Origin of the sequence: Flavobacterium sp. YO64, from assembly GCF_004119505.1 — a bacterium.
Taxonomy (GTDB): domain Bacteria; phylum Bacteroidota; class Bacteroidia; order Flavobacteriales; family Flavobacteriaceae; genus Flavobacterium; species Flavobacterium oncorhynchi.
Window position 1 is genome coordinate 35,442 of record NZ_NRQV01000019.1, and the last position, 20,351, is coordinate 55,792.

The window sequence follows — 20,351 nt, forward strand, 5'->3', positions numbered from 1 at the left end:
TTTATAGATTTGAGATTTAATTTGAAATTAGGACTCATGCAAAAATAGTTTTTTTGAATGAGACAGATGATAAAGTTTTCTTAAAAACTGTAGGAAATAGCTGTAAAACGAAAATAAAAAAAATCCGTCTGATAATTTTCAAACGGATTTAAATTTATGATATTGTATTTATTTTTTAATAAAGGAGACTATTTTTTCAATCAATACTTCTGAAATTGGCAGGGTTTCATTATTATAACTTTCCATATTTGCCTGTTTATCGCCGTCAATAATTTTCATAATATGATTCATTTTATCAATGATAGCCAGTTGCGAATTTTTGTTGGCTTGAGCCAAATTTTCGGCATCTTTAACGCTTACTTGCAAATCGTTGTTTCCTTGTAAAATTAAAATAGGAACGGTGATTTTTTTAATCTCGGTTTGAGGATCATATTTAAACCATGAAATTAAGTAAGGCTGAATGCTTGGTCTGAAAAGTGAATTTAGAAGCGGATCAACTTTATTTACTTTATTACCGCTTTTTAAACTGTCAATAATAGGAAACGTCATATCCTCTAATTGTTTGTTTGATTTAGAAGCTATTTGCGATTTTATAAGTTTATCTGCAGATTCTCCTGCGCCTGCAATAGAAACAAATTTATTCGCCTTTGCGCCCGCAATCATTCCAATTAAAGAACCTTCACTGTGACCAATAACAGTAAGTTGTGTAAAACGTTTGTCAAGTTTCAAAAAGTTAATCCAGCTTTTTACATCTTCGGTATAGTTTTCAAAAACCAAGCTTGATTCTGTTATTGCAGAAGCTTTACTTTCTCCAATTCCTCTTTTATCAAATCGTAATGATGCAATTCCTTTTTTTGCTAAAGCTTCTGCCAGCATTTTTAAGGAATTATTTTTCATCATCGGATTGTTCCCATTTCGGTCAGTTGGACCTGAACCTGCAATTATCAAAGCAACCTGACATTTTTTGACTTCATCAGGAACAGTTAGAGTTCCGTACAGCTGATCAACATTGATTTTTAAAGTTACATTAGTTTCTTTAAAAGTATGCTGTGCTGTACTTTGTGCATTTGCAATTGTCAGGAATAAAACGGAAAAAAAGAGAAATATAGTTTTCATTTTTTTAGATAGCATTATTTAATGTTTATTCCAAAAGGCATCATTGCCTGCACACCTTTTTGTCTTTGAAATCTTTTAACTTGCTCGATAAGCAGATAATTTTCTTCACCTATTTCTTCTTTTATAAACGCCTCTTTCGATTTTGCAAAAGGAAGGTTAGCCATTAAATCGCTAAAAGTTTTTTCGTACTCAGGATAATTTTGTGTGCTGTAATCTTTAATCTTAGCAATTTTAGCAGCTTCAGCAATAGCGTCATTAAGACCTCCAATTTTGTCCACTAATCCAATTTTTACCGCCTCAGATCCAGACCAAACTCTTCCTTGAGCAATAGAATCAACTTGTGCAAAAGTCATTTTTCGACCTTCAGCAACATGCGTAACAAAATTTTTGTAGATCTGTTCAACTCCTTCAAGTGTAAACGCTTTAAATTTTTCATCAAGCGGCACAAACGGACTGTAATTTGCTGAATTTTCGTGTGTTTTAACCTGTTCTGTATAAATTCCTAATTTAGTAGCCAACGGCGTGAAATTTGGCAATACTCCAAAAACACCTATAGAACCCGTAATCGTATTACTTTCTGCAAAAATCTTATTTGCATTACAAGCAATATAATAACCTCCAGAAGCTGCATAATTTCCCATTGAAACCACAACTGGTTTTACCTTTTTAGTGATTTCAATTTCTCTCCAAATTAAATCTGAAGTTAAAGCGCTTCCTCCTGGGCTGTCAATTCTAAGAACGATAGCTTTTACATCTTCATTTTTTCGAGCTTCTTGCAGCGAACGACGCATTGAGCCCTCGCCAATTACAGTTACATCACCTTCGCCGCCAATAATTTCGCCTTGAGCATAGATAATCGCAATTTGATTATCAGCAGTATTTGTTAATGCAGTAGTAATATTGTTTTGAGTATAATCTAGAATAGAAATTTTGTTATAATCATCATCACCAGTTACTTTCAAAGCTTTTTTGATGGCATTATGATAAACATCTTCATAAGCAACAATGTCAACTAAACGTTCTGCTTTTGCCATTGCAGGAGTTCTGGCTAATAAACCATTTGCTATTTCATTTAATTTCGCAACAGGAATATTTCTGCTTTTCGAAATGTCGCTGCAAACCGTTGTCCAAATAGAATTTAAAAGCGCAGTAACTTGTTCTCTATTTGCATCGCTCATTTTATTTTCTAAAAACGGCTCAACCGCACTTTTATATTTTCCGTGACGGATAACTTCCATATGAATTCCTGATTTTTCCTGAAAATCTTTAAAGAACATAACTTCAGACGAAAGTCCTTTAAAATCAAGATCTCCGGCTGGATTCAAATAAACAGTATTGGCAACAGAATTTAAATAGTATTCTTTTTGAGAATAAGTATTAGCATAAGCCCAAACAAATTTTCCTGATTTTTTGAAGCTTTCAAGAGCATTTCGCAAATCTTTATATTGAGCCAATCCTAAAGATGATTCATCATTTAAAATCGAAATTCCCTTAATATTACTGTCTGTTTTTGCCGCTTCAATAGCATTAATAACATCCGTTAAACCAATTCCTTTTTTTTCTGAAAAAACAGTTACCCAAGGATCTTTATACTTACCTGCATAATCGTTATTGATTTGTTTTAGATTTAATTCTATAACAGAATCACTTTTTACAGAAACCTTGTCTTCTCCCCCAAAAATGGCTCCAATTAGAATAACTCCAAAAAAGAAGATCATAATAAATACAAAAATACCAATAACAGTGGCGATTACATTTCCTAAAAATTTCATATGTATATTTTTTTAATAAGTATCAAAAAGATGGATTTGTTACAAATATAATCTAAAATCGATTTAACTTTTGTATCCGCATCAGCGAAATATTTGTAGTTTTTACATTTTTAATCGTCTAATTAAAGATAGCATAATTTGTAAGATAAGTATGGTTTGAAGATGGAATATTTTATATTTGATAAAAATAAATACTGCACTATGAAAGATAAAATTGCCTTGTTGAGCCTTTTTTTTCTCGTTGGTTTTTATGCCGAAGCACAAAAAATACAAACTAAAAAAGTGGTGGTTGATAAATTGACAAAACTGCCTTTGGAGAAAGTAAATGTTTATAATTTAAAAGATAATTCGATAACAAATGAAGAGGGTTATTTTTCTTTTATTACAGATTATAATGAATTGAATTTTAGCTTGATTGGTTATGAAAATCTAAAACTTAGTTTTGAGGAAGTAAATAAACGAGATACAATTTTTTTACAAAGCAAAACAATTGAGCTTGAAGAAGTAGTAGTAGGCGGTGAAATGGCTATTATGAAAAAGGCATATGCTAAAATGAAGGAAAATTATATACTAGAACCTTATAATGAAAATTTCTTTCTGCGATGTGTTTTGAAAAGAAATGACGAATTAGTCAGGCTGCAGGATATTTATGGGAAAGTATCAAGAAAAAGTATTTTTAAAACCAAAACTCAGCCGGATAACAAATGTGAAGTTGAGATTTTGAATATGAGAAAAGTTGGAATTAAGGATAAAGAAGATTTTATTTATTTTGAATTTCAAAGCTTTGAAAAATTATTCGACATCAATGCGATGATATCTATAAAATTGGAAGACTTCGAACTTACACAGGAAAAAAATGCAGCGAATAATTTTTTTAAAATTAGTTTTAGTAAAAAATTAGATAATTCTGTTGGGCAAAAAACAAACGGCTATTTTATAATTAATAAGGAGGATTATGCAATTGTCGAAACACACTTTGATCTTTATGATGATGGAGAAAAAGTACCGTTTCAAAAAAAGGGTAATGTAGAATATCGAACAACGATTTTTAAAACAACATCAAATTATAGAAAGAACAGCAGTACCAATAAATATTATTTAAATAATGCAAAATCAGATGTTAGAGTTGAACTGCTTGGTAACGAAAAGGTTCCAAAAGCTTTTTATGATTATTCGACCAATTTTTTTGTAACGAATAGTTTTATTGCCGAAAAAGCAAAATCAAATTTGTCTATGGATAAAGATATTTTTAAAGTAAAATATCCATATTCAGAACAATTTTGGAAAAGTCAAAACCAATTACCTCTAACGAGCGATTTGAATGCATTTTTAAAACGTGTTTCAGAAAATAAAGACAATAAGAAAGAGTTTGAAGTGGTTGGAAACTTCTAATTCTTGAAACAAATAATGTGGTTAATTCTAAAATAGTTTTAGTTAATTTGCATTTATTATGAAGTCACAGCATCAAGTCGTTTTATCTATAGGCAGCAATCAAGGAAACAGGTTAAAAAACATCGAAAGTTGTATCAATTTGATACATCAAGAAGTGGGAACGGTAATCAAGGTTTCAAAATTGTATGAAACACCTGCTTGGGGTTTTGAGAGCGATGCTTTTTATAATTGCGCTTTACTTTTGCATACGGCTTCATCTGCACAAAAAATATTAAATCAGGTTTTAAAAGTTGAAAAACAATTAGGCAGAATTCGATCTAATAAAGACGGATACCAATCTCGAATTATTGACGTTGATTTGATTATTTATGATGATGAAATTATCGAATCTGAAAAACTTCAGGTTCCGCACCCATTAATGCAGAATAGAAATTTTGTTCTATTACCAATATCAGATTTAAAATTGGATTGGAAACATCCGGTTTTTCAGAAATCAATTTCGGAGTTAATTGCAGTTTCGCCAGATGACAGCGTTTGTACAGTCGTTCAGGATCTAAAAAATCCCTTGCAGGAAATTGCACTTGAACACTTTAATTATATTGCTTTCGAAGGTAATATTGGTGCAGGTAAAACTACTTTAGTGCATAAAATTGCCGACGATTTTAATGCGAAAACAGTTTTAGAACGTTTTGCTGATAATCCATTTTTACCCAAGTTTTATAAAGACCAAAATAGATATGCATTCCCGCTCGAAATGTCTTTTCTAGCAGATCGTTATCAGCAATTATCAGATGATTTGGCACAGTTTGATTTGTTTAAAGATTTTATTGTAGCCGATTATCATATTTTTAAATCGCTGATTTTTGCTAAAATCACATTGGCGGAAGATGAATATCGCTTGTACCGAAACTTGTTTGATATTATCTACAAAGAAATGCCTAAGCCGGATTTGTATGTTTATTTATATCAAAATACAGAACGACTTCTTCAAAATATAAAGAAACGAGGCAGAAGCTACGAACAAAATATAGAAGCCGAATATTTAGATAAAATCAACAATGGTTATTTAGAATATATTAAATCCCAATTTGATTTGAATGTTTTGATTATTGATGTTTCTAATCGTGATTTTGTGAAAAAACAAGAAGATTATTTGTTTGTTTTAGACGAAATTAGAAAGAAATTGAATTAAGATAATTAGAGAATATGTCAATAAGATAATTTTCTAATTGACATATTCTCTAATTAGTAAATTATCTTTTCAGCGAAAAATGACCTCGTAAAATAGGCTGTGTGTTATCAATTTTTAAAGCGTACCAATAATCAGAAGCAGGCAAAAGAGTTTTGTCGAATGTTCCGTCCCAACTCATTTTAGATGCATTTAGCTGCGCAATCAACTTTCCGTATCGATCAAAAATAGTAACCTGTGCCTGAGGATAATTTTCCATTCCGGTAACTTCCCAAGTGTCATTATAAGAATCATTGTTTGGGGTGAAAAATGCTGGAAAAATAAGAACAACAAAATTTTGCATTCCCAGTCCACAGCCATTTTTATCTCGAGCATATGCTGTTTGCAATCCACCAGGAACATCATAAAAAGTATTTGAATCCTGAAAGTTTATTCCATCAACAGAATATTCAAAATAAGCAGTTTCTTTTTTAAGATAAATCACAACTTTTGTACCGCTGACACCAATTCGATCTATTTGCGGAATCTCATGTTCTTCAACTGTAATTGTCTTTCGGCTTGTGCAATTTTCAGGAGCAGGGCTGGTTACATCAACAGTGTAAATGCCGCCTTCAGTAATGTCGGTAGTCTGTGTTGTTGCTCCATTAGACCATAAATAACTCATTCCTGTAATTCCAGCATCTAATGTTATAGTTTGAAATTGGCATAAAGGCAAAGTTTCATCTGCAACAACAGGAGGAGTGTAGATAGTAATGGTAACCGGAATACGATTTGTGTTAATGCAGCCGTTATTTGAAGCTTCTGCGTAATAAGTGGTATTTGTAGAAATAGCAGGAGTTTGAAAACTATTGCCTGTAAAAATACTTGTTCCGCCAGTTGAGTCAGCATACCAATTAATAAGTCCAATATTTGAACTGGCTTGTAAAGTTACACTTCCAGATCCGCATCTTGAGACATTCGAAGAAACAGCAGTTGGATTATTCGGAGTTTTATTGACCGTTGCAATTACTGATTTTCTATTTATTTCACAGCCCGCATCAGCATAATAAGTTGTAGTTACTGTTATCGGTGATGGAGTTGTGTAACTGTTTCCCGTTCCTAATAAAGTTCCACCTGTAGGTGAATCGTACCAGCTAATAGTGGTGCCGGCAGTTGCAGTTGCGTTTAGAGTAAAGCTTCCTGCGTCACAAACTGGACTTGGAGTAAGTAAACTTGTTATTTCGGGAATTGTGATTTTTGTGCTTGAAGCAATTTGTAAAGGAGCTTCTCCTGGCATTCCGCCATATTCGACAACATATCCTTTTGGCTGATAAGCATCACCTGTAGTTAATGATCCCGTATTTGATAAATCGTTCCAAGAACCTTTTATTCCTATGCCGGGCTGGGTAATATGAGCATAATCTTCATTTCCTTGATTGTTTGGTTCTCCAGTGTTCCAAAAAGCAAAATTTGGTGTTGAACCATTTGCACTTCCGTTCCAGAAAACAGTGCCTGCTTCAGGGCCGGTAACCCATTTCCAAACACCCTCGGTTTCTGCATCGCTTCCTCCAATCCATCCCGTTCCAGAGGCTTGTTCACCAATTAATTTAGCTTCATCAGCAGATAAAATAGTAGCAAGATAACCCTGTAATCCATAATAAGTACTTGATTCGGCTGCGGTTTTTGCACTCGACCACGTGATGCCAATACTTGGTACAAATAAATAAAAATGTTGTGTCGATGGAAGATAATTGGCTTGACCAATCGTTATAGAAAAAGTTCTAGTGCCAGAGGCTGTAGCTGATGAATTAGAATATACAACATCTTCAATTGCATTAACAAAATCGGAATACAAGATATTTGCTCCTGTCGAACTATATAGTCGTAATTTTCCAGCGGTTACATCCCAGCTTGTTGTAATTGCAGGATGCGAAGCTGGGTTTGAAAGTTCTAGTTTGTCAAGACCACTTGAATAACCAGATGAAATTTGAATGTAAACTGCTTGAGTAGATGGTTCAGCAGGATCGTGAGTTATGCTAATAGTCTCTACAATTTTTATAGTGCTTTGCGGACAGTAAAATTGATTTCCAGTTGCAGTTATAACGGGAGGTGTAATAGCAAAATCTAAGGTTGTATTTCTTTTTTTATTGATTTTAAGACTGTCATGTAAGCATATGTCTGCGTACCTATTTTCAGTTTTAAAATTTTCATTTGCATGAGTTTTTACCACATTTAAAAGAAGTAGTAAAAACGATATTTTAAAGAAATTAACATTTTTCATTTTATAAAAGTATCAATTTTATAAGAATAAAAAAATATATTTAAAAATCTAACATTTACAGCTGCTTTTCGATTTAAAATCACAGTTTTTTGTAAAAGAATAATTTCTTAATCGTTATTTGGCCAGTTTAGTTTTTGAAACAAATCCCAGACTACAATTCCAGCACTAACTGCTATATTTAGAGAATGCTTCGTTCCTAATTGAGGAATTTCGATACAGCCGTCGCAAATAGCTACAGCTTCTTGTGCAACGCCGTATACCTCGTTTCCAAAAACCAAAGCGTATTTTTGATTTTTTTCCACTTTAAAATCTTGAAGAAAAATAGAACTTTCCACTTGTTCAATGGCTAGTGTTATTACATTTTCTTTTTTAAGATTCTCGATAACTTCTAATACATTTTCGTGGTGTTCCCAAGCAACTGTTTCAGTAGCGCCAAGAGCTGTTTTGTGAATCTCTTTATTTGGAGGTGTTGCAGTGATACCGCATAGCATTATTTTTTCGATCAAAAAAGCATCCGAAGTTCTAAAAACAGATCCAATATTGTGCAAACTGCGAATATCATCCAAAACTAATATTAAAGGTGTCTTGTCTGATTTTTTAAAATCTTCAATTGATTTGCGTTCTAGTTCGCTGTTTTCTAGTTTTCTCATTGGTATAAATTCAGGTCATAAAAAAAGCTTCCAAAGATAAGGAAGCTTTTTCGATTATTTTATTGTTTTTCAGATTAGCTTTTTACTGGATCTGGTAAAACTGTACCTTTAATAGTAAGTACTTTTGTAGGTTGTCCTTCAGCGTTAGAAGTAACAGTTACTGTTTTTGTAAAAGCACCAACTCTGTCAGTAGCGTATTTTACACCAATAATACCTTTAGCACCAGGAGCAATCGGCTCTTTTGGAGTTGTTGGTACAGTACATCCACAAGATCCTGTTGTGTTTGTAATGATTAACGGTTTTGTTCCGTTATTAACAAAAACAAACTCACGTTTTCCATCAGCATTGTGCGCGATAGTTCCGTAATCAATAGTTTCAGTTTCAAAAGCCATTCCAGCTCCTTCAATTTTAGCTACTTTGGCAGCTTTAGCAGCAGCTTTTTTAGTGCTTTGAGCGTTAGAAGCTGTAATACCAACAACTGCTAACATAGCGAATAAAATTATTTTTTTCATCTTTTTAGATTCTTAGTTTAAATGATTGAACAAATCTATATAAAATTCTTAAAAGTGAGCTTAAAAATAGCTTAAAATATTTTAATTTTTGAAGCCTTCAATATGCCGTTAAAAAATTATAAATTCGCTGTCTTAATTTTCATTTAAAATATATCAATTTTGGCAGCTAAAGAAAAAGTAGTGAAGGAAACACCTTTAATGAAACAGTACAACGAAATCAAGAGAAAATATCCTGATGCATGTCTGCTTTTCAGAGTAGGAGATTTTTATGAAACATTTGGAGAAGACGCCATTAGAGCTTCAAAAATTCTAGGCATTACTTTAACAAAAAGAGGCGCAGGTTCAGATACAGAAACAGCGCTGGCAGGTTTTCCTCATCATTCAGTTAACACCTATTTGCCAAAATTGGTTAAAGCAGGACTTCGTGTTGCCATCTGCGATCAGCTGGAAGATCCTAAAATGACTAAAACTATCGTAAAACGTGGTGTTACAGAACTTGTAACGCCGGGAGTTTCTTTAAACGATGAGGTTTTGCATTCTAAAACAAATAACTTTTTAGCATCCGTTTATTTTGCTAATAAAAATATCGGAATCTCTTTCTTGGATGTTTCAACAGGGGAGTTTTTAACAGCCCAAGGAAATGCTGAATATATTGATAAGTTATTGCAGAATTTTAATCCGAGTGAAGTTCTAGTTCCTAAAAATAATAAAAGCGATTTCAGAGATGCATTTGGCGATGATTTTCATAGTTTTTACTTAGAAGATTGGATTTATAAAGAAGATTATGCACTCGAAACGCTTACCAAACATTTTCAAACCAACTCTTTAAAAGGTTTTGGAGTAGAAGAATTAAAAGAAGGAATTATTGCTTCTGGAGCGATTTTGTATTACTTGTCCGAAACACAGCATAATCGTGTGCAGCACATAACGGCTATTCAGCGAATTGCAGAAGATGCATATGTTTGGATGGATCGTTTTACAATTCGAAACTTAGAATTGTATCATAGTTATAATCCAAATGCTGTTACACTTTTGGATGTTATAGATAGGACGCTTTCTCCGATGGGAGGGAGATTGTTGAAGCGTTGGCTGGCTTTGCCGCTTAAGGACAGTAAAAAAATAAAAGGACGCCATGATGTGGTTTCATATTTGAAATCAAATCCAGAAGTCTTACATAATATTCAATATCAAATTAAACAGATTTCAGATTTAGAGCGTTTGATTTCTAAAATAGCAGCAGGAAAAGTTTCTCCTCGCGAAATTGTCTACTTAAAAGAATCTTTAGATGCGATTGTCCCAATTAAAACCTTAGCGCTGGAAAGTAAACAGGAGGCGGTAAAAATTATAGGAGACAGTCTGCATGCTTGTGATTTACTGCGAGAGAAAATCAAAATAACTTTAAATCAAGATGCGCCAGTTGCGATTGCAAAAGGAAATGCAATTGCCAAAGGTATAAGTGAAGAATTAGATGATTTACGTGCTATCTCAACTTCAGGAAAAGAATACTTAGAAGGAATTGAAAGAAGAGAGTCAGAAAGAACAGGGATTTCTTCTTTAAAAATTTCATTCAATAATGTTTTTGGGTATTATATTGAAGTTAGAAATACGCATAAAGATAAAGTTCCAGAAGAATGGATTCGTAAGCAGACACTTGTAAATGCGGAACGTTATATTACTGAGGAATTAAAAGAATATGAAACAAAAATTTTAGGTGCAGAAGAGAAGATTCATAAAATTGAAACAGAGCTTTTTGAGCAATTAATTGCTTGGATTGCAACTTATATTAAGCCTGTTCAAATGAATGCAAATTTGGTGGCGCAACTAGATTGTTTGTGCTCGTTTACTCAGTTAGCTGTAGAAAATCAATATGTGTGTCCAGAAATTGATGAAACTTTTGAACTTGATATAAAAAACGGAAGACATCCTGCAATTGAGAAACAATTGCCGGTTGGAACACCTTATATTGCAAACGATGTTTTCTTAGATAGAGAAACGCAGCAGATTATTATGATTACCGGACCTAATATGTCTGGTAAATCGGCTATTTTAAGACAAACCGCTTTAATTGTCTTACTTGCTCAAATGGGAAGTTTTGTTCCTGCTGACAGCGTAAGAATGGGAATTGTAGATAAGATTTTTACCAGAGTTGGAGCTTCTGATAATATTTCGATGGGAGAATCTACTTTTATGGTAGAAATGAATGAAACAGCTTCGATCTTGAATAATTTATCTGATAGAAGTTTAGTGCTTTTAGATGAAATTGGAAGAGGAACTAGTACGTATGACGGAATTTCGATTGCGTGGGCGATTGCTGAATTTTTGCACGAGCACCCTGGTAGAGCGAAGACTTTGTTTGCAACGCATTACCATGAATTAAATGAAATGACAGAATCGCTGTCTAGAATTCAGAATTATAATGTTGCGGTAAAAGAGTTAAAAGATACCGTTCTTTTTGTTCGTAAGCTCGTAAAAGGAGGAAGTGCGCATAGTTTTGGAATTCATGTGGCAAAAATGGCTGGAATGCCTCAAATTGTAATTTTAAAAGCGCAGAAGCTTTTAAAGAAGTTAGAAAAAAATCATTCTAGCGAAGCTTTAAATGGAGTGAAAGAGGTTAATGATGAAATGCAGATGAGTTTCTTTAATTTAGATGATCCTTTGTTAGAAGAGATAAAAGAGGAGATTCTGGGGCTTGATATAAACGCGATTACACCTGTTGAAGCACTGATGAAGCTTAACGAGATAAAAAGAATGTTGGTTAAAAAATAATTTCATATTTAAAGTTTAGGTTATCAGAAAGTTATAAAATAAGTTGATTTTTTTTTGAAAAAACGCTTGTGTAATTGAATAAATGTCCTAAATTTGCACTCGCAATACAAGACAATTCAAGTGTTGCAGTTCTTAATTAGAATTTGAAATGCGAAAATAGCTCAGTTGGTAGAGCGCGACCTTGCCAAGGTCGAGGTCGCGGGTTCGAGCCCCGTTTTTCGCTCAAAACCATACAATGCTCGGATGGTGAAATTGGTAGACACGCTGGACTTAAAATCCAGTGAACAGCAATGTTCGTGCGGGTTCAAGTCCCGCTCTGAGTACTAAAGCCTCTTCTTTTGAAGAGGCTTTTTTTGTGGTGTAAACTCAATGATAAAATCAATTTGCAGAGTAGATTGATTTTGAAGATTCTAAGGGAGTCTAAAATCAATAATTTAAAATCTAAAATCAACAATCAAAATATGGGGGCTTTTGTAATTAGCAAGCGGTTTAATGATGAATATAAGTTTGTGTTTACATCTAGGAAAGGAAAGGTTATTTTTACGAGTTTGAGTTATGAGTTGAGGTTTGAGTGTGAAGAAGATATTGAGAAGTTTAAAAAGACAATTGAGCTTTCGAGATTTTTGAAATTTAAAGGCTCGGGAGGGAAGTATTTTTTTAAATTGATGCTGGGTGATGTTCACTTTGCAACAAGTCGAAAATATACTACGGAATTGCTTCTTCAAAAAGGAATTAAGGAAATTGTGACTTATGCTTCGAGATCGGAGATTTTGGATTTCTCATCTGGTGAATCTATTTTTGGGGATGAGGAGGTTTCGGTTGAGGAAGAAGTAGAAGAATAAAAAAAAGCGTTCACAGAAGTGAGCGCTTTTTTTTATTTGTAAAATCCAAAGGTTGAATTTGGGTCAAAAAAAACCATCGAATCGATGGTTTTAAAATTTTTAGAATTTAGGTTCTAATTATTTTTTTACTTCTTTAGCAGCTTCTTCTACTTTAGTAGCAGCAGAATCAACTTTAGCAGCAGCAGAATCAACAGTTGCAGCAGCAGAATCAACTACAGTAGCAGCAGAATCAACAGCAACAGCAGTAGAATCTACAGCTTCAGTAGCTGCAGCGTCAGCTTTTTTACAAGATACAACAGTTAAAACAGCAACAACAGCTAAACTTAAAAATACTTTTTTCATCTTACTTTATTATAAAAGGTTAATTATTAATTCGTGGCAAAGATATAAATTTTTTAATATGTAAAATATTTTTTTATTTTTTTTTAAAATATTTTCATTGCTCACGTTTATCTTAGTTAACAAATAATGTGCCAGAATGATAAAGTTATCTTAAATTGTTTATTTTTCTGTGCAAATTATTATTTGCTGAATATTCTTTATAGAAATAGGTGGTTTTGATCCTCTTGATTAAGGTTTATTTTGTTTTCTTAATGAATTTATAAGATGGTAAAAAAAACAAAATGGGTAAATTGGTGTATAATGTAAAAATAAGAACCGCAATAATGAGTAAAGAAAAAGACTGTTTATGAAACGATCCTCATTATAGTATCTGTTGCACCTTTGTTTTCTTGAATAAACGACTTGCAGATTTTGCTTTTTTCTTTAAAAAAGATAGCATCATTTAATAAACGATCAAAAACAGTTTTTAATTCGTTAAAAGTAGATACCGGCATACATCCTTCAAGTTCTACTAAAGAAACAGCTTCCGCAAAATTTGCAAAATTTGGTCCAATTACAATTGGAATTCCAAATGTGGCCGGTTCTAAAATATTATGAATTCCTGGATTTCCAAAACCGCCGCCCACGTATGCAATTGTAGCATAACTATAGATCTTTGTTAGAAGTCCAATAGTATCTATTATAAAAACATTGTAATTTGATAAGTCTTTCTCTTCTTTCTCAGAATACAAAATAGTAGATTTTGTAAGGAGCAATTTCAACGCAGCAATTTGATCGGTCTTAATATTATGAGGGGCAATAATGAATTTTACATTATCAGGTGCTTGATTGATATATTCCGCTATTAAGGCTTCGTCTTTTGGCCAAGAACTGCCTATAACTATGGTTGGCTGATTCTTTTTGAAATTTTCGATATAATCAAGTGTGTTATCTCTTTTTAAAATTGCTGCGACTCTATCAAAACGTGTATCGCCGGAGATAATTACATTTTTAAAGCCAATTGTTTCGATTTTTTGTTTGGAACTTTCGTTTTGAACAAAAAAGTAGGCAAAAGCTTTTAGAGCATTTCTATAAAAACCTCCATACCATTTAAAGAACATCTGACTGTCTCTGAAAATCCCCGAAATCAAATAAGTCGGCGTTTTGCTTTTCTCCAGTTCTTTTAAATAGTTTAGCCAAAATTCATATTTAATGAAAAAGACAAATTCAGGATGAACGAGTTTTAGAAAACGTTTTGCGTTGCTTTTAGAGTCTAATGGCAAATAAACAGTAACATCGGCAACAGTGTTGTTTTTACGCACTTCGTATCCTGAAGGCGAAAAAAAGGTTACAATAATTTTGTGAGAAGGATATTTTTCTTTGATTTTTTCAATTACAGGCAGACCTTGTTCGTATTCGCCAAGTGATGCAGAATGGAACCAAATAGTTTTGTCTGATGGTTTTATTTTTTCTTCTAAAATTGAAAAAACGTTTTTTCGTCCCTCAACGAAAAGCTTAATTTTCGGACTAAAAAGGGCGACAATTTTCAGAAAAAAGCCCGCAATAGAAATAACTAAATTATATAGAAAAAGCATCTGTTTATTTTTGTGGCTAAAATACATTTCTTTCGACTATTTTCATGGTTTGAAGTTATTAAATAACTATTTTTGTTCCTCCTTTTAGAGAATCTGATAGTAAAACAGATCTTTAATTTTAAAATATATTGAAAATGAAAAAAATTCAAATGGTTGACTTAAAGAGTCAATATGAAAAAATAAAAACTACTGTTGATGCTTCGATTCAAGAAGTTTTAGATACTAATACTTATATAAACGGACCTTTAGTACATCAATTTCAAAAAAATCTTGAAGATTATTTAGGAGCAAAACACGTAATTCCGTGTGCAAATGGAACTGATGCTTTGCAAATTGCTATGATGGGATTAGGTCTTCAGCCAGGAGACGAAGTAATTACTGCCGATTTTACTTTTGCAGCAACTGTTGAGGTTATTGCGCTTTTGCAATTAACACCAGTTTTAGTTGATGTTGATATGGTAAATATGAATATTGATATTGAAGCTATAAAAAAAGCAATTACGCCAAAAACAAAAGCAATTGTTCCGGTACATTTATTTGGACGCGCAGCTAATATGGATGCGATTATGGAAATTGCAGCTGAGCATAATTTATATGTAATTGAAGATAATGCACAAGCTATTGGAGCTGATTATATTTCTAAATCCGGCGCAAAAACTAAAGTTGGAGTAATTGGTCACGTTGCGGCAACTTCATTTTTTCCGTCTAAAAACTTAGGTTGTTATGGAGACGGTGGAGCAATCTTTACAAACGATGATAAATTGGCGCACATTATTCGTGGAATTGTAAATCATGGAATGTATGAGCGTTATCACCATGATGTTGTGGGAGTAAATTCGCGTTTAGACAGTATTCAAGCCGGAGTTTTAAATGCAAAACTGCCTTTATTGGACGAGTATAATAAAGCACGTCGTTTAGCGGCAACAAAATACAATGCAGCTTTTGCTGGAAATGCACATATTATTACGCCAGATTTTGATGTAAACGAAAACGATCACGTTTTTCATCAATATGTATTAAGAATTTTAGATGCTGATAGAAATGCTTTGATGCAGCATTTATTAGATAAAGGAATTCCATGTGCAATTTATTATCCAATTCCGTTGCACTCTCAAAAAGCATATGTAGATTCTCGTTATAAAGAAGAGCAATTTCCAGTTACAAATCAATTAGTAAAAGAAGTTATTGCTTTGCCAATGCATACAGAGCTTGATGATGAACAAATTAAATTTATAACAGATTCTGTTTTAGAATTTTTGAATAAATAAAATAATTAAACCAAATAAACAACAGCACAAAACAACCACAAAATGAAAGTATTAGTAACAGGAGGATTAGGATTTATTGGTTCTCATACCGTAGTCGAATTGCAAAATGAAGGCTTTGAAGTTGTGATAATTGATAATCTTTCAAACTCTACCGAAGATGTTTTAAAAGGGATTACGACAATTACAGGAAAAACGCCTTTATTCGAAAAAATTGATTTAAGAGAAAAAAGTGCCGTTCAGGATTTCTTTAAAAAACACAACGATGTTACAGGAGTAATTCATTTTGCAGCGTCAAAAGCAGTTGGAGAAAGTGTTGAAAACCCATTACTGTATTATGAAAATAACATCAGCAGTTTAGTTTATCTTTTACAAGAATTGCAGCAAAAACCAGAAGCGAGTTTTATTTTTAGTTCGTCATGTACGGTTTATGGTCAAGCCGAAAAAATGCCAATCACAGAAGATGCTCCAGTGCAAGCTGCAATGTCGCCTTACGGGAACACTAAACAAATTGGAGAAGAAATTATTACAGATACAGCCAAAGTAACTAATATCAATGCTATTTTGCTGCGTTATTTTAATCCAGTTGGGGCACATTCTACAAATGAAATTGGAGAATTACCAATTGGTGTTCCTCAAAATTTAGTACCGTTTATTACACAAACCGGAATAGGACTTCGTAAAGAATTGTCTGTTTTTGGAGATGATTATCCAACTCCTGACGGAACTGCTGTTCGTGATTACATTCACGTGGTAGATTTAGCAAAAGCGCACGTAATTGCATTACAACGCTTGTTGAATAAAAAGAATTTAGCAAAAGTAGAAACCTTTAACTTAGGAACAGGAAAAGGAAGTTCAGTTCTAGAAGTAATTAATAGTTTCGAAAAAGTAAGCGATAAAAAACTGCCTTATAAAATTATGCCGCGTCGCGAAGGTGATATTACTGAAGCTTATGCAAATACAGATAAAGCAAACAATGTTTTAGGCTGGAAAGCTGAATTAAGTTTGGACGAAGCAATGGCAAGCGCTTGGAAATGGGAGCAAAAAGTTCGTTCTTAAAGAAAGAACTTGAAGAAAGATATATTGTCGAGACGCACAATAGTGTGTTTTAATTAATAAAAAAATACCAGATAATCGATTTTTGATTATTTGGTATTTTTTTTAAATGATATTTCATTTTTATGAAACAAAGTTTAGATTATAAATTGATTTTTGCTCTTGCGGCGGTTGGAATTATTTGGGGAACAACATTTTTAGGAATCCGTGTTGCGGTTGAAACTATTCCGCCTTGGTTTGTTACTTCAATTCGTCAAGGATTGGCAGGATTTGTAATGATGGCTATTTTGTTATTTAAAAAACAACTAACATGGATTGGCTGGAAAAATTTAAAACATCAACTTATTCCGTCAGTTTTAATGATTGTAATTGCAAATGGTTTTACAACAATTGCAGAGCAAACGCTCCCTAGCGGATTGGCTTCTGTAATAAGTGCGTTGTCTCCTATACTTATTTTTTTAGGAAGTATTTTATTCGGATTGCAAAAAATGAGTTTAAGAGGATTTGTCGGTGTAATTATTGGGTTTTCTGGTGTGGTTTTTATTTTTAAAGACGGACTCGGATCCTTTTTAGATGCAAATTATAAAACGGGAATGATGTTTATGGGATTTGCAATTTTAGCTTGGGCAGCGGGAACAATTTATACAAAAACACATGCCGTAAAATCTAATAATATTACGCTCAATTTGTTTTATCAATTTACGATGGCTTCTTGCATTCAGCTGGTGTTGGCATCTATTTTTTCACCAAATCCAGATTTTAGTTCATGGAGTTCAAGAAGTGTTTTTGCGGCTTTGTATTTGTCGGTTTTTGGTTCGGTAATTGCTTTTTTCTGTTATAATTATGCTTTAAAACATGTTACAGCGGTACAGGTTTCTATTTTATCGTATGTAAATACTATAATTGCAGTATTTTTAGGCTGGTTGCTTTTAGATGAAATTATTACAATTGATTTTATTATAGCGACAGCGCTTATTATTCTTGGAGTTTTTATTGTCAATTATAAGAAAAAGGAAAAGAAAGCATTTGAGTCCGAAGTTTAGTATTTCCTTTAAGTATGTCATTTCGACGAAGGAGAAATCTCCACAAGAAACTCCACAAACTTTGTCGAGCTACTCGCTACGATTTCTCCTTCGTCGAAATGACAAAAAGCTCTGAAAAATATATTTTTCAGAGCTTTTTTTGTGTAATATTTGATTTAAAAGACGAACCGCAGTCCAGCTCTGTAATTAAGCATTCGCAGTAACTGCTTCTTTGTCAATTTTATTAATCAAACCAGCTAATACTTTTCCTGGTCCAACTTCTGTAAACAAAGTAGCGCCGTCAGCGATCATTTGTTGTACTGATTGCGTCCATTTTACAGGAGCGGTCAATTGAATGATTAAGTTCTTTTTAATTTCGTTTGCATCAGAAACCGCATTTGCCGTTACGTTTTGGTAAACTGGACAAATAGGAGCAGAGAAAGTTGTAGCTTCAATTGCGGCAGCCAATTCTTCTCTTGCTGGTTCCATCATTGGAGAGTGAAATGCACCTCCAACAGGTAAAATTAAAGCACGTTTTGCTCCTGCAGCTTTCATTGCTTCACAAGCTTTTTCAACTGCTGAAGTTTCTCCTGAAATTACCAATTGTCCTGGGCAGTTGTAATTTGCAGCAACTACAATTCCATCGATAGAAGCGCAAACTTCTTCAACAATATTATCCGCTAAACCTAGAACTGCTGCCATTGTAGATGGAGTAATTTCGCAGGCTTTTTGCATAGCAAGAGCACGTTGCGAAACCAATTTTAATCCGTCTTCAAAAGATAAAGTTCCGTTGGCAACTAAAGCTGAGAATTCTCCTAAAGAGTGTCCAGCAACCATTTCTGGTTTAAAATCTTCGCCTAAAGTTTTAGCTAAAATAACCGAGTGTAAAAATACAGCTGGCTGTGTTACTTTGGTTTCTTTAAGTTCTTCGGCAGTGCCTTCAAACATGATATCTGTAATTCTAAAACCTAAAATTTCATTAGCTTTTTCGAATAATTCTTTGGCTAAAGCCGAGTTTTCATATAAGTCTTTGCCCATTCCTGTAAACTGTGTGCCTTGACCTGGAAATACGTATGCTTTCATTTGTCTAATTTGTTTTATTTTTTGGAATTGAAAATTAGCTTCAATTGAAAGGCAAAAATAACACTTTTTATTTCGTATAATCCTTAAACATATAAATCCATGCTAACCTAGAGAATCTCAAGTTGAAAGAAGTTAGTAAAGTAATAACAACAGCAATGATTGGAATGATTCTTAAATCGAAATTTTTCTCAAAGAAAAACTGTGCAATACAATACGTTGCAATCCCCTGAGCGACTGTTAATCCGTAGTTTACATACATAGCACCAAAGAAATAACCAGGCTCTTTTTGAAATTTATAATTACAATGACTGCAGTATTCATTCATTTTTGGAAGTCCGAAAGTCAAAAAAATATTTTTGTCTGTAAATACTTTTCCTTTATGACAAATAGGACATTCGTTGCTTAATATATGAGTTAATGCGCTTGACATGATCTTGTTATTTTTTATTTATACAAAGGTAATTCAGAGTATTATAAAAGGCTTTTTTATATCTTCGCTGATTATAGCACAATAAAGACATTTTTATGAAGAAATATCCCGTTTATAGTGTTCAGAATTTTAACTGCAATGATATTCATCGTGATTTTTATGTGAATACCTTTAAAGAACATCTAAAAAGCCACAGTTTTGTCGAAGAACCGCATCGTCATGATTCTTATTTAATGGTCTTTTTTACAAAAGGCTCGGGATTGCATGAAGTCGATTTTGATCAATTCGAAATAAAAAGAGGCAGTTTGTTTGTGCTGCAGCCTGGGCAAATGCATCATTGGAGTTTGTCTGAAGATGTCGAGGGTTTTGTAATTATTTTTTCTCAGGAATTGTATAATTTATATTTCGGACAAAAAAATATCAACGATTACAATTTTTATCATTCCATTCATAATCGTCCTGAAATGGTTTTTGAAGAAAAAGAAATTCCCAGAATTCTTTCGTATTTTAATTTATTGATTCAAGAAAGTAATGAAAATGCGAAATATCAATTAGATAAAATGTTGAATTTATTAGATTCAATTCATATTGAAATTGCTCGTAAATACAGTGAAACTTATTCGCATCAAACACATTCATACAATATTAAAATCAACAAGTTTGAATCATTATTGGAAGAGTATTTTAGAACAGAAAAGCTCCCATCTTTTTATGCAGAAAAGCTAAATATTACGCTAAAACATTTAAACCGAATCTGCAATGAAATTCTGCAAAAAACCGCCACAGAAGTAATTACAGACCGCGTAATCCTTGAGATTAAAAGAATGTTGATCGACAAACAATTAGCCGTAAACGAAGTAGCTTTCAAAGTTGGCTACGAAGATTATTCGTATTTCTCCAGATTCTTCAAAAAGCAAACAGGAGTTTCGCCAACGGAATTTCGAAATATAAAGTAAAAAAGGGCTTCGACTTCGCTCAGCCTGAAATACGAATCTTGAGAATACGATTGTCAGGCTGAGCGAAGTCGAAGCCCCCGTTCCTAAAAGCAAACAAAAAAAGCCTGCACTCCCGAGAAAAAGT

The 20,351-nt window shown here is 33.1% G+C and carries 17 protein-coding genes and 2 tRNA genes; 10 read left to right on the top strand and 9 right to left on the bottom strand.

Features of this window, described 5'->3' with window-relative positions; translation table 11 throughout:
* Positions 1-168 precede the first annotated feature (168 nt).
* Entirely contained in the window at positions 169-1,116 is a 948-nt protein-coding gene (locus tag BOW57_RS14210; protein ID WP_129055160.1) for an alpha/beta hydrolase, read from the bottom strand.
* Between the two features lie 14 nt (positions 1,117-1,130).
* The gene (gene sppA / locus BOW57_RS14215; RefSeq protein ID WP_129055162.1) at positions 1,131-2,888 is read right to left on the bottom strand and encodes a signal peptide peptidase SppA; all 1,758 of its coding nucleotides are present in this window, start codon (positions 2,886-2,888) and stop codon (positions 1,131-1,133) included.
* A 201-nt stretch (positions 2,889-3,089) separates the two neighbouring features.
* Between sppA and BOW57_RS14220 the strand changes: the two genes are divergently transcribed.
* Together BOW57_RS14220 and folK are read left to right on the top strand one after the other, a co-directional pair.
* Positions 3,090-4,280, top strand: a complete 1,191-nt coding sequence (locus BOW57_RS14220; protein ID WP_164973715.1) for a carboxypeptidase-like regulatory domain-containing protein — start codon at positions 3,090-3,092, stop codon at positions 4,278-4,280.
* A 58-nt stretch (positions 4,281-4,338) separates the two neighbouring features.
* A complete protein-coding gene (gene folK / locus BOW57_RS14225) occupies positions 4,339-5,472 on the top strand; it encodes a 2-amino-4-hydroxy-6-hydroxymethyldihydropteridine diphosphokinase (RefSeq protein ID WP_129055166.1) in 1,134 nt (377 codons plus the stop codon).
* A gap of 61 nt (positions 5,473-5,533) precedes the next feature.
* Here the strand turns inward: folK and BOW57_RS14230 are convergent, their stop codons facing one another.
* The 3 genes from BOW57_RS14230 to BOW57_RS14240 all read right to left on the bottom strand — a co-directional run bounded on the left by BOW57_RS14230 (position 5,534) and on the right by BOW57_RS14240 (position 8,891).
* Positions 5,534-7,729, bottom strand: coding sequence for a T9SS type B sorting domain-containing protein (locus tag BOW57_RS14230; RefSeq protein ID WP_129055168.1), 2,196 nt, complete (start codon positions 7,727-7,729; stop codon positions 5,534-5,536).
* Positions 7,730-7,836: 107 nt separating this feature from the next.
* Positions 7,837-8,379 (bottom strand): RNA methyltransferase, encoded by a 543-nt coding sequence (locus BOW57_RS14235; RefSeq protein WP_129055170.1) that lies wholly within the window; start codon positions 8,377-8,379, stop codon positions 7,837-7,839.
* Positions 8,380-8,453: 74 nt separating this feature from the next.
* Positions 8,454-8,891: a DUF1573 domain-containing protein gene (locus BOW57_RS14240; RefSeq protein WP_089054493.1), complete on the bottom strand. Its 438-nt coding sequence runs from the start codon at positions 8,889-8,891 to the stop codon at positions 8,454-8,456.
* Between the two features lie 159 nt (positions 8,892-9,050).
* Between BOW57_RS14240 and mutS the strand changes: the two genes are divergently transcribed.
* From mutS to BOW57_RS14260, 4 genes are all read left to right on the top strand, one after another.
* Positions 9,051-11,657, top strand: coding sequence for a DNA mismatch repair protein MutS (gene mutS / locus BOW57_RS14245; RefSeq protein WP_164973716.1), 2,607 nt, complete (start codon positions 9,051-9,053; stop codon positions 11,655-11,657).
* Between the two features lie 150 nt (positions 11,658-11,807).
* Positions 11,808-11,880: transfer RNA gene (locus BOW57_RS14250), tRNA-Gly, on the top strand.
* A gap of 14 nt (positions 11,881-11,894) precedes the next feature.
* Positions 11,895-11,980, top strand: a tRNA-Leu gene (locus tag BOW57_RS14255).
* Between the two features lie 138 nt (positions 11,981-12,118).
* Positions 12,119-12,499 (top strand): DUF1508 domain-containing protein, encoded by a 381-nt coding sequence (locus tag BOW57_RS14260; protein WP_089054508.1) that lies wholly within the window; start codon positions 12,119-12,121, stop codon positions 12,497-12,499.
* 117 nt (positions 12,500-12,616) lie between these two features.
* Here BOW57_RS14260 and BOW57_RS14265 read toward each other — a convergent pair whose 3' ends face one another.
* Positions 12,617-12,841 (bottom strand): hypothetical protein, encoded by a 225-nt coding sequence (locus tag BOW57_RS14265; protein ID WP_089054494.1) that lies wholly within the window; start codon positions 12,839-12,841, stop codon positions 12,617-12,619.
* A gap of 344 nt (positions 12,842-13,185) precedes the next feature.
* Positions 13,186-14,415 (bottom strand): 3-deoxy-D-manno-octulosonic acid transferase, encoded by a 1,230-nt coding sequence (locus BOW57_RS14270; protein WP_129055172.1) that lies wholly within the window; start codon positions 14,413-14,415, stop codon positions 13,186-13,188.
* Between the two features lie 134 nt (positions 14,416-14,549).
* On the opposite strand from BOW57_RS14270, the gene BOW57_RS14275 reads away from it, so the two are divergent.
* From BOW57_RS14275 to BOW57_RS14285, 3 genes are all read left to right on the top strand, one after another.
* Complete coding sequence (locus BOW57_RS14275) at positions 14,550-15,683, top strand: DegT/DnrJ/EryC1/StrS aminotransferase family protein (RefSeq protein ID WP_129055174.1); 1,134 nt, start codon at positions 14,550-14,552, stop codon at positions 15,681-15,683.
* A gap of 42 nt (positions 15,684-15,725) precedes the next feature.
* Positions 15,726-16,739, top strand: coding sequence for a UDP-glucose 4-epimerase GalE (gene galE / locus BOW57_RS14280; RefSeq protein ID WP_129055176.1), 1,014 nt, complete (start codon positions 15,726-15,728; stop codon positions 16,737-16,739).
* A gap of 122 nt (positions 16,740-16,861) precedes the next feature.
* Entirely contained in the window at positions 16,862-17,779 is a 918-nt protein-coding gene (locus tag BOW57_RS14285; RefSeq protein WP_129055178.1) for a DMT family transporter, read from the top strand.
* Between the two features lie 186 nt (positions 17,780-17,965).
* On the opposite strand, the gene fabD is transcribed toward BOW57_RS14285, so the two are convergent.
* Positions 17,966-18,841, bottom strand: a complete 876-nt coding sequence (fabD, locus tag BOW57_RS14290) for an ACP S-malonyltransferase (RefSeq protein ID WP_129055180.1) — start codon at positions 18,839-18,841, stop codon at positions 17,966-17,968.
* Between the two features lie 67 nt (positions 18,842-18,908).
* Positions 18,909-19,271 carry a DUF983 domain-containing protein gene (locus tag BOW57_RS14295; RefSeq protein ID WP_071636409.1) on the bottom strand — a complete coding sequence of 121 codons (363 nt, stop codon included), beginning with the start codon at positions 19,269-19,271 and terminating at the stop codon, positions 18,909-18,911.
* Positions 19,272-19,366: 95 nt separating this feature from the next.
* Between BOW57_RS14295 and BOW57_RS14300 the strand changes: the two genes are divergently transcribed.
* The gene (locus tag BOW57_RS14300; RefSeq protein ID WP_089054500.1) at positions 19,367-20,227 is read left to right on the top strand and encodes a helix-turn-helix domain-containing protein; all 861 of its coding nucleotides are present in this window, start codon (positions 19,367-19,369) and stop codon (positions 20,225-20,227) included.
* The last annotated feature ends 124 nt before the right edge of the window (positions 20,228-20,351 follow it).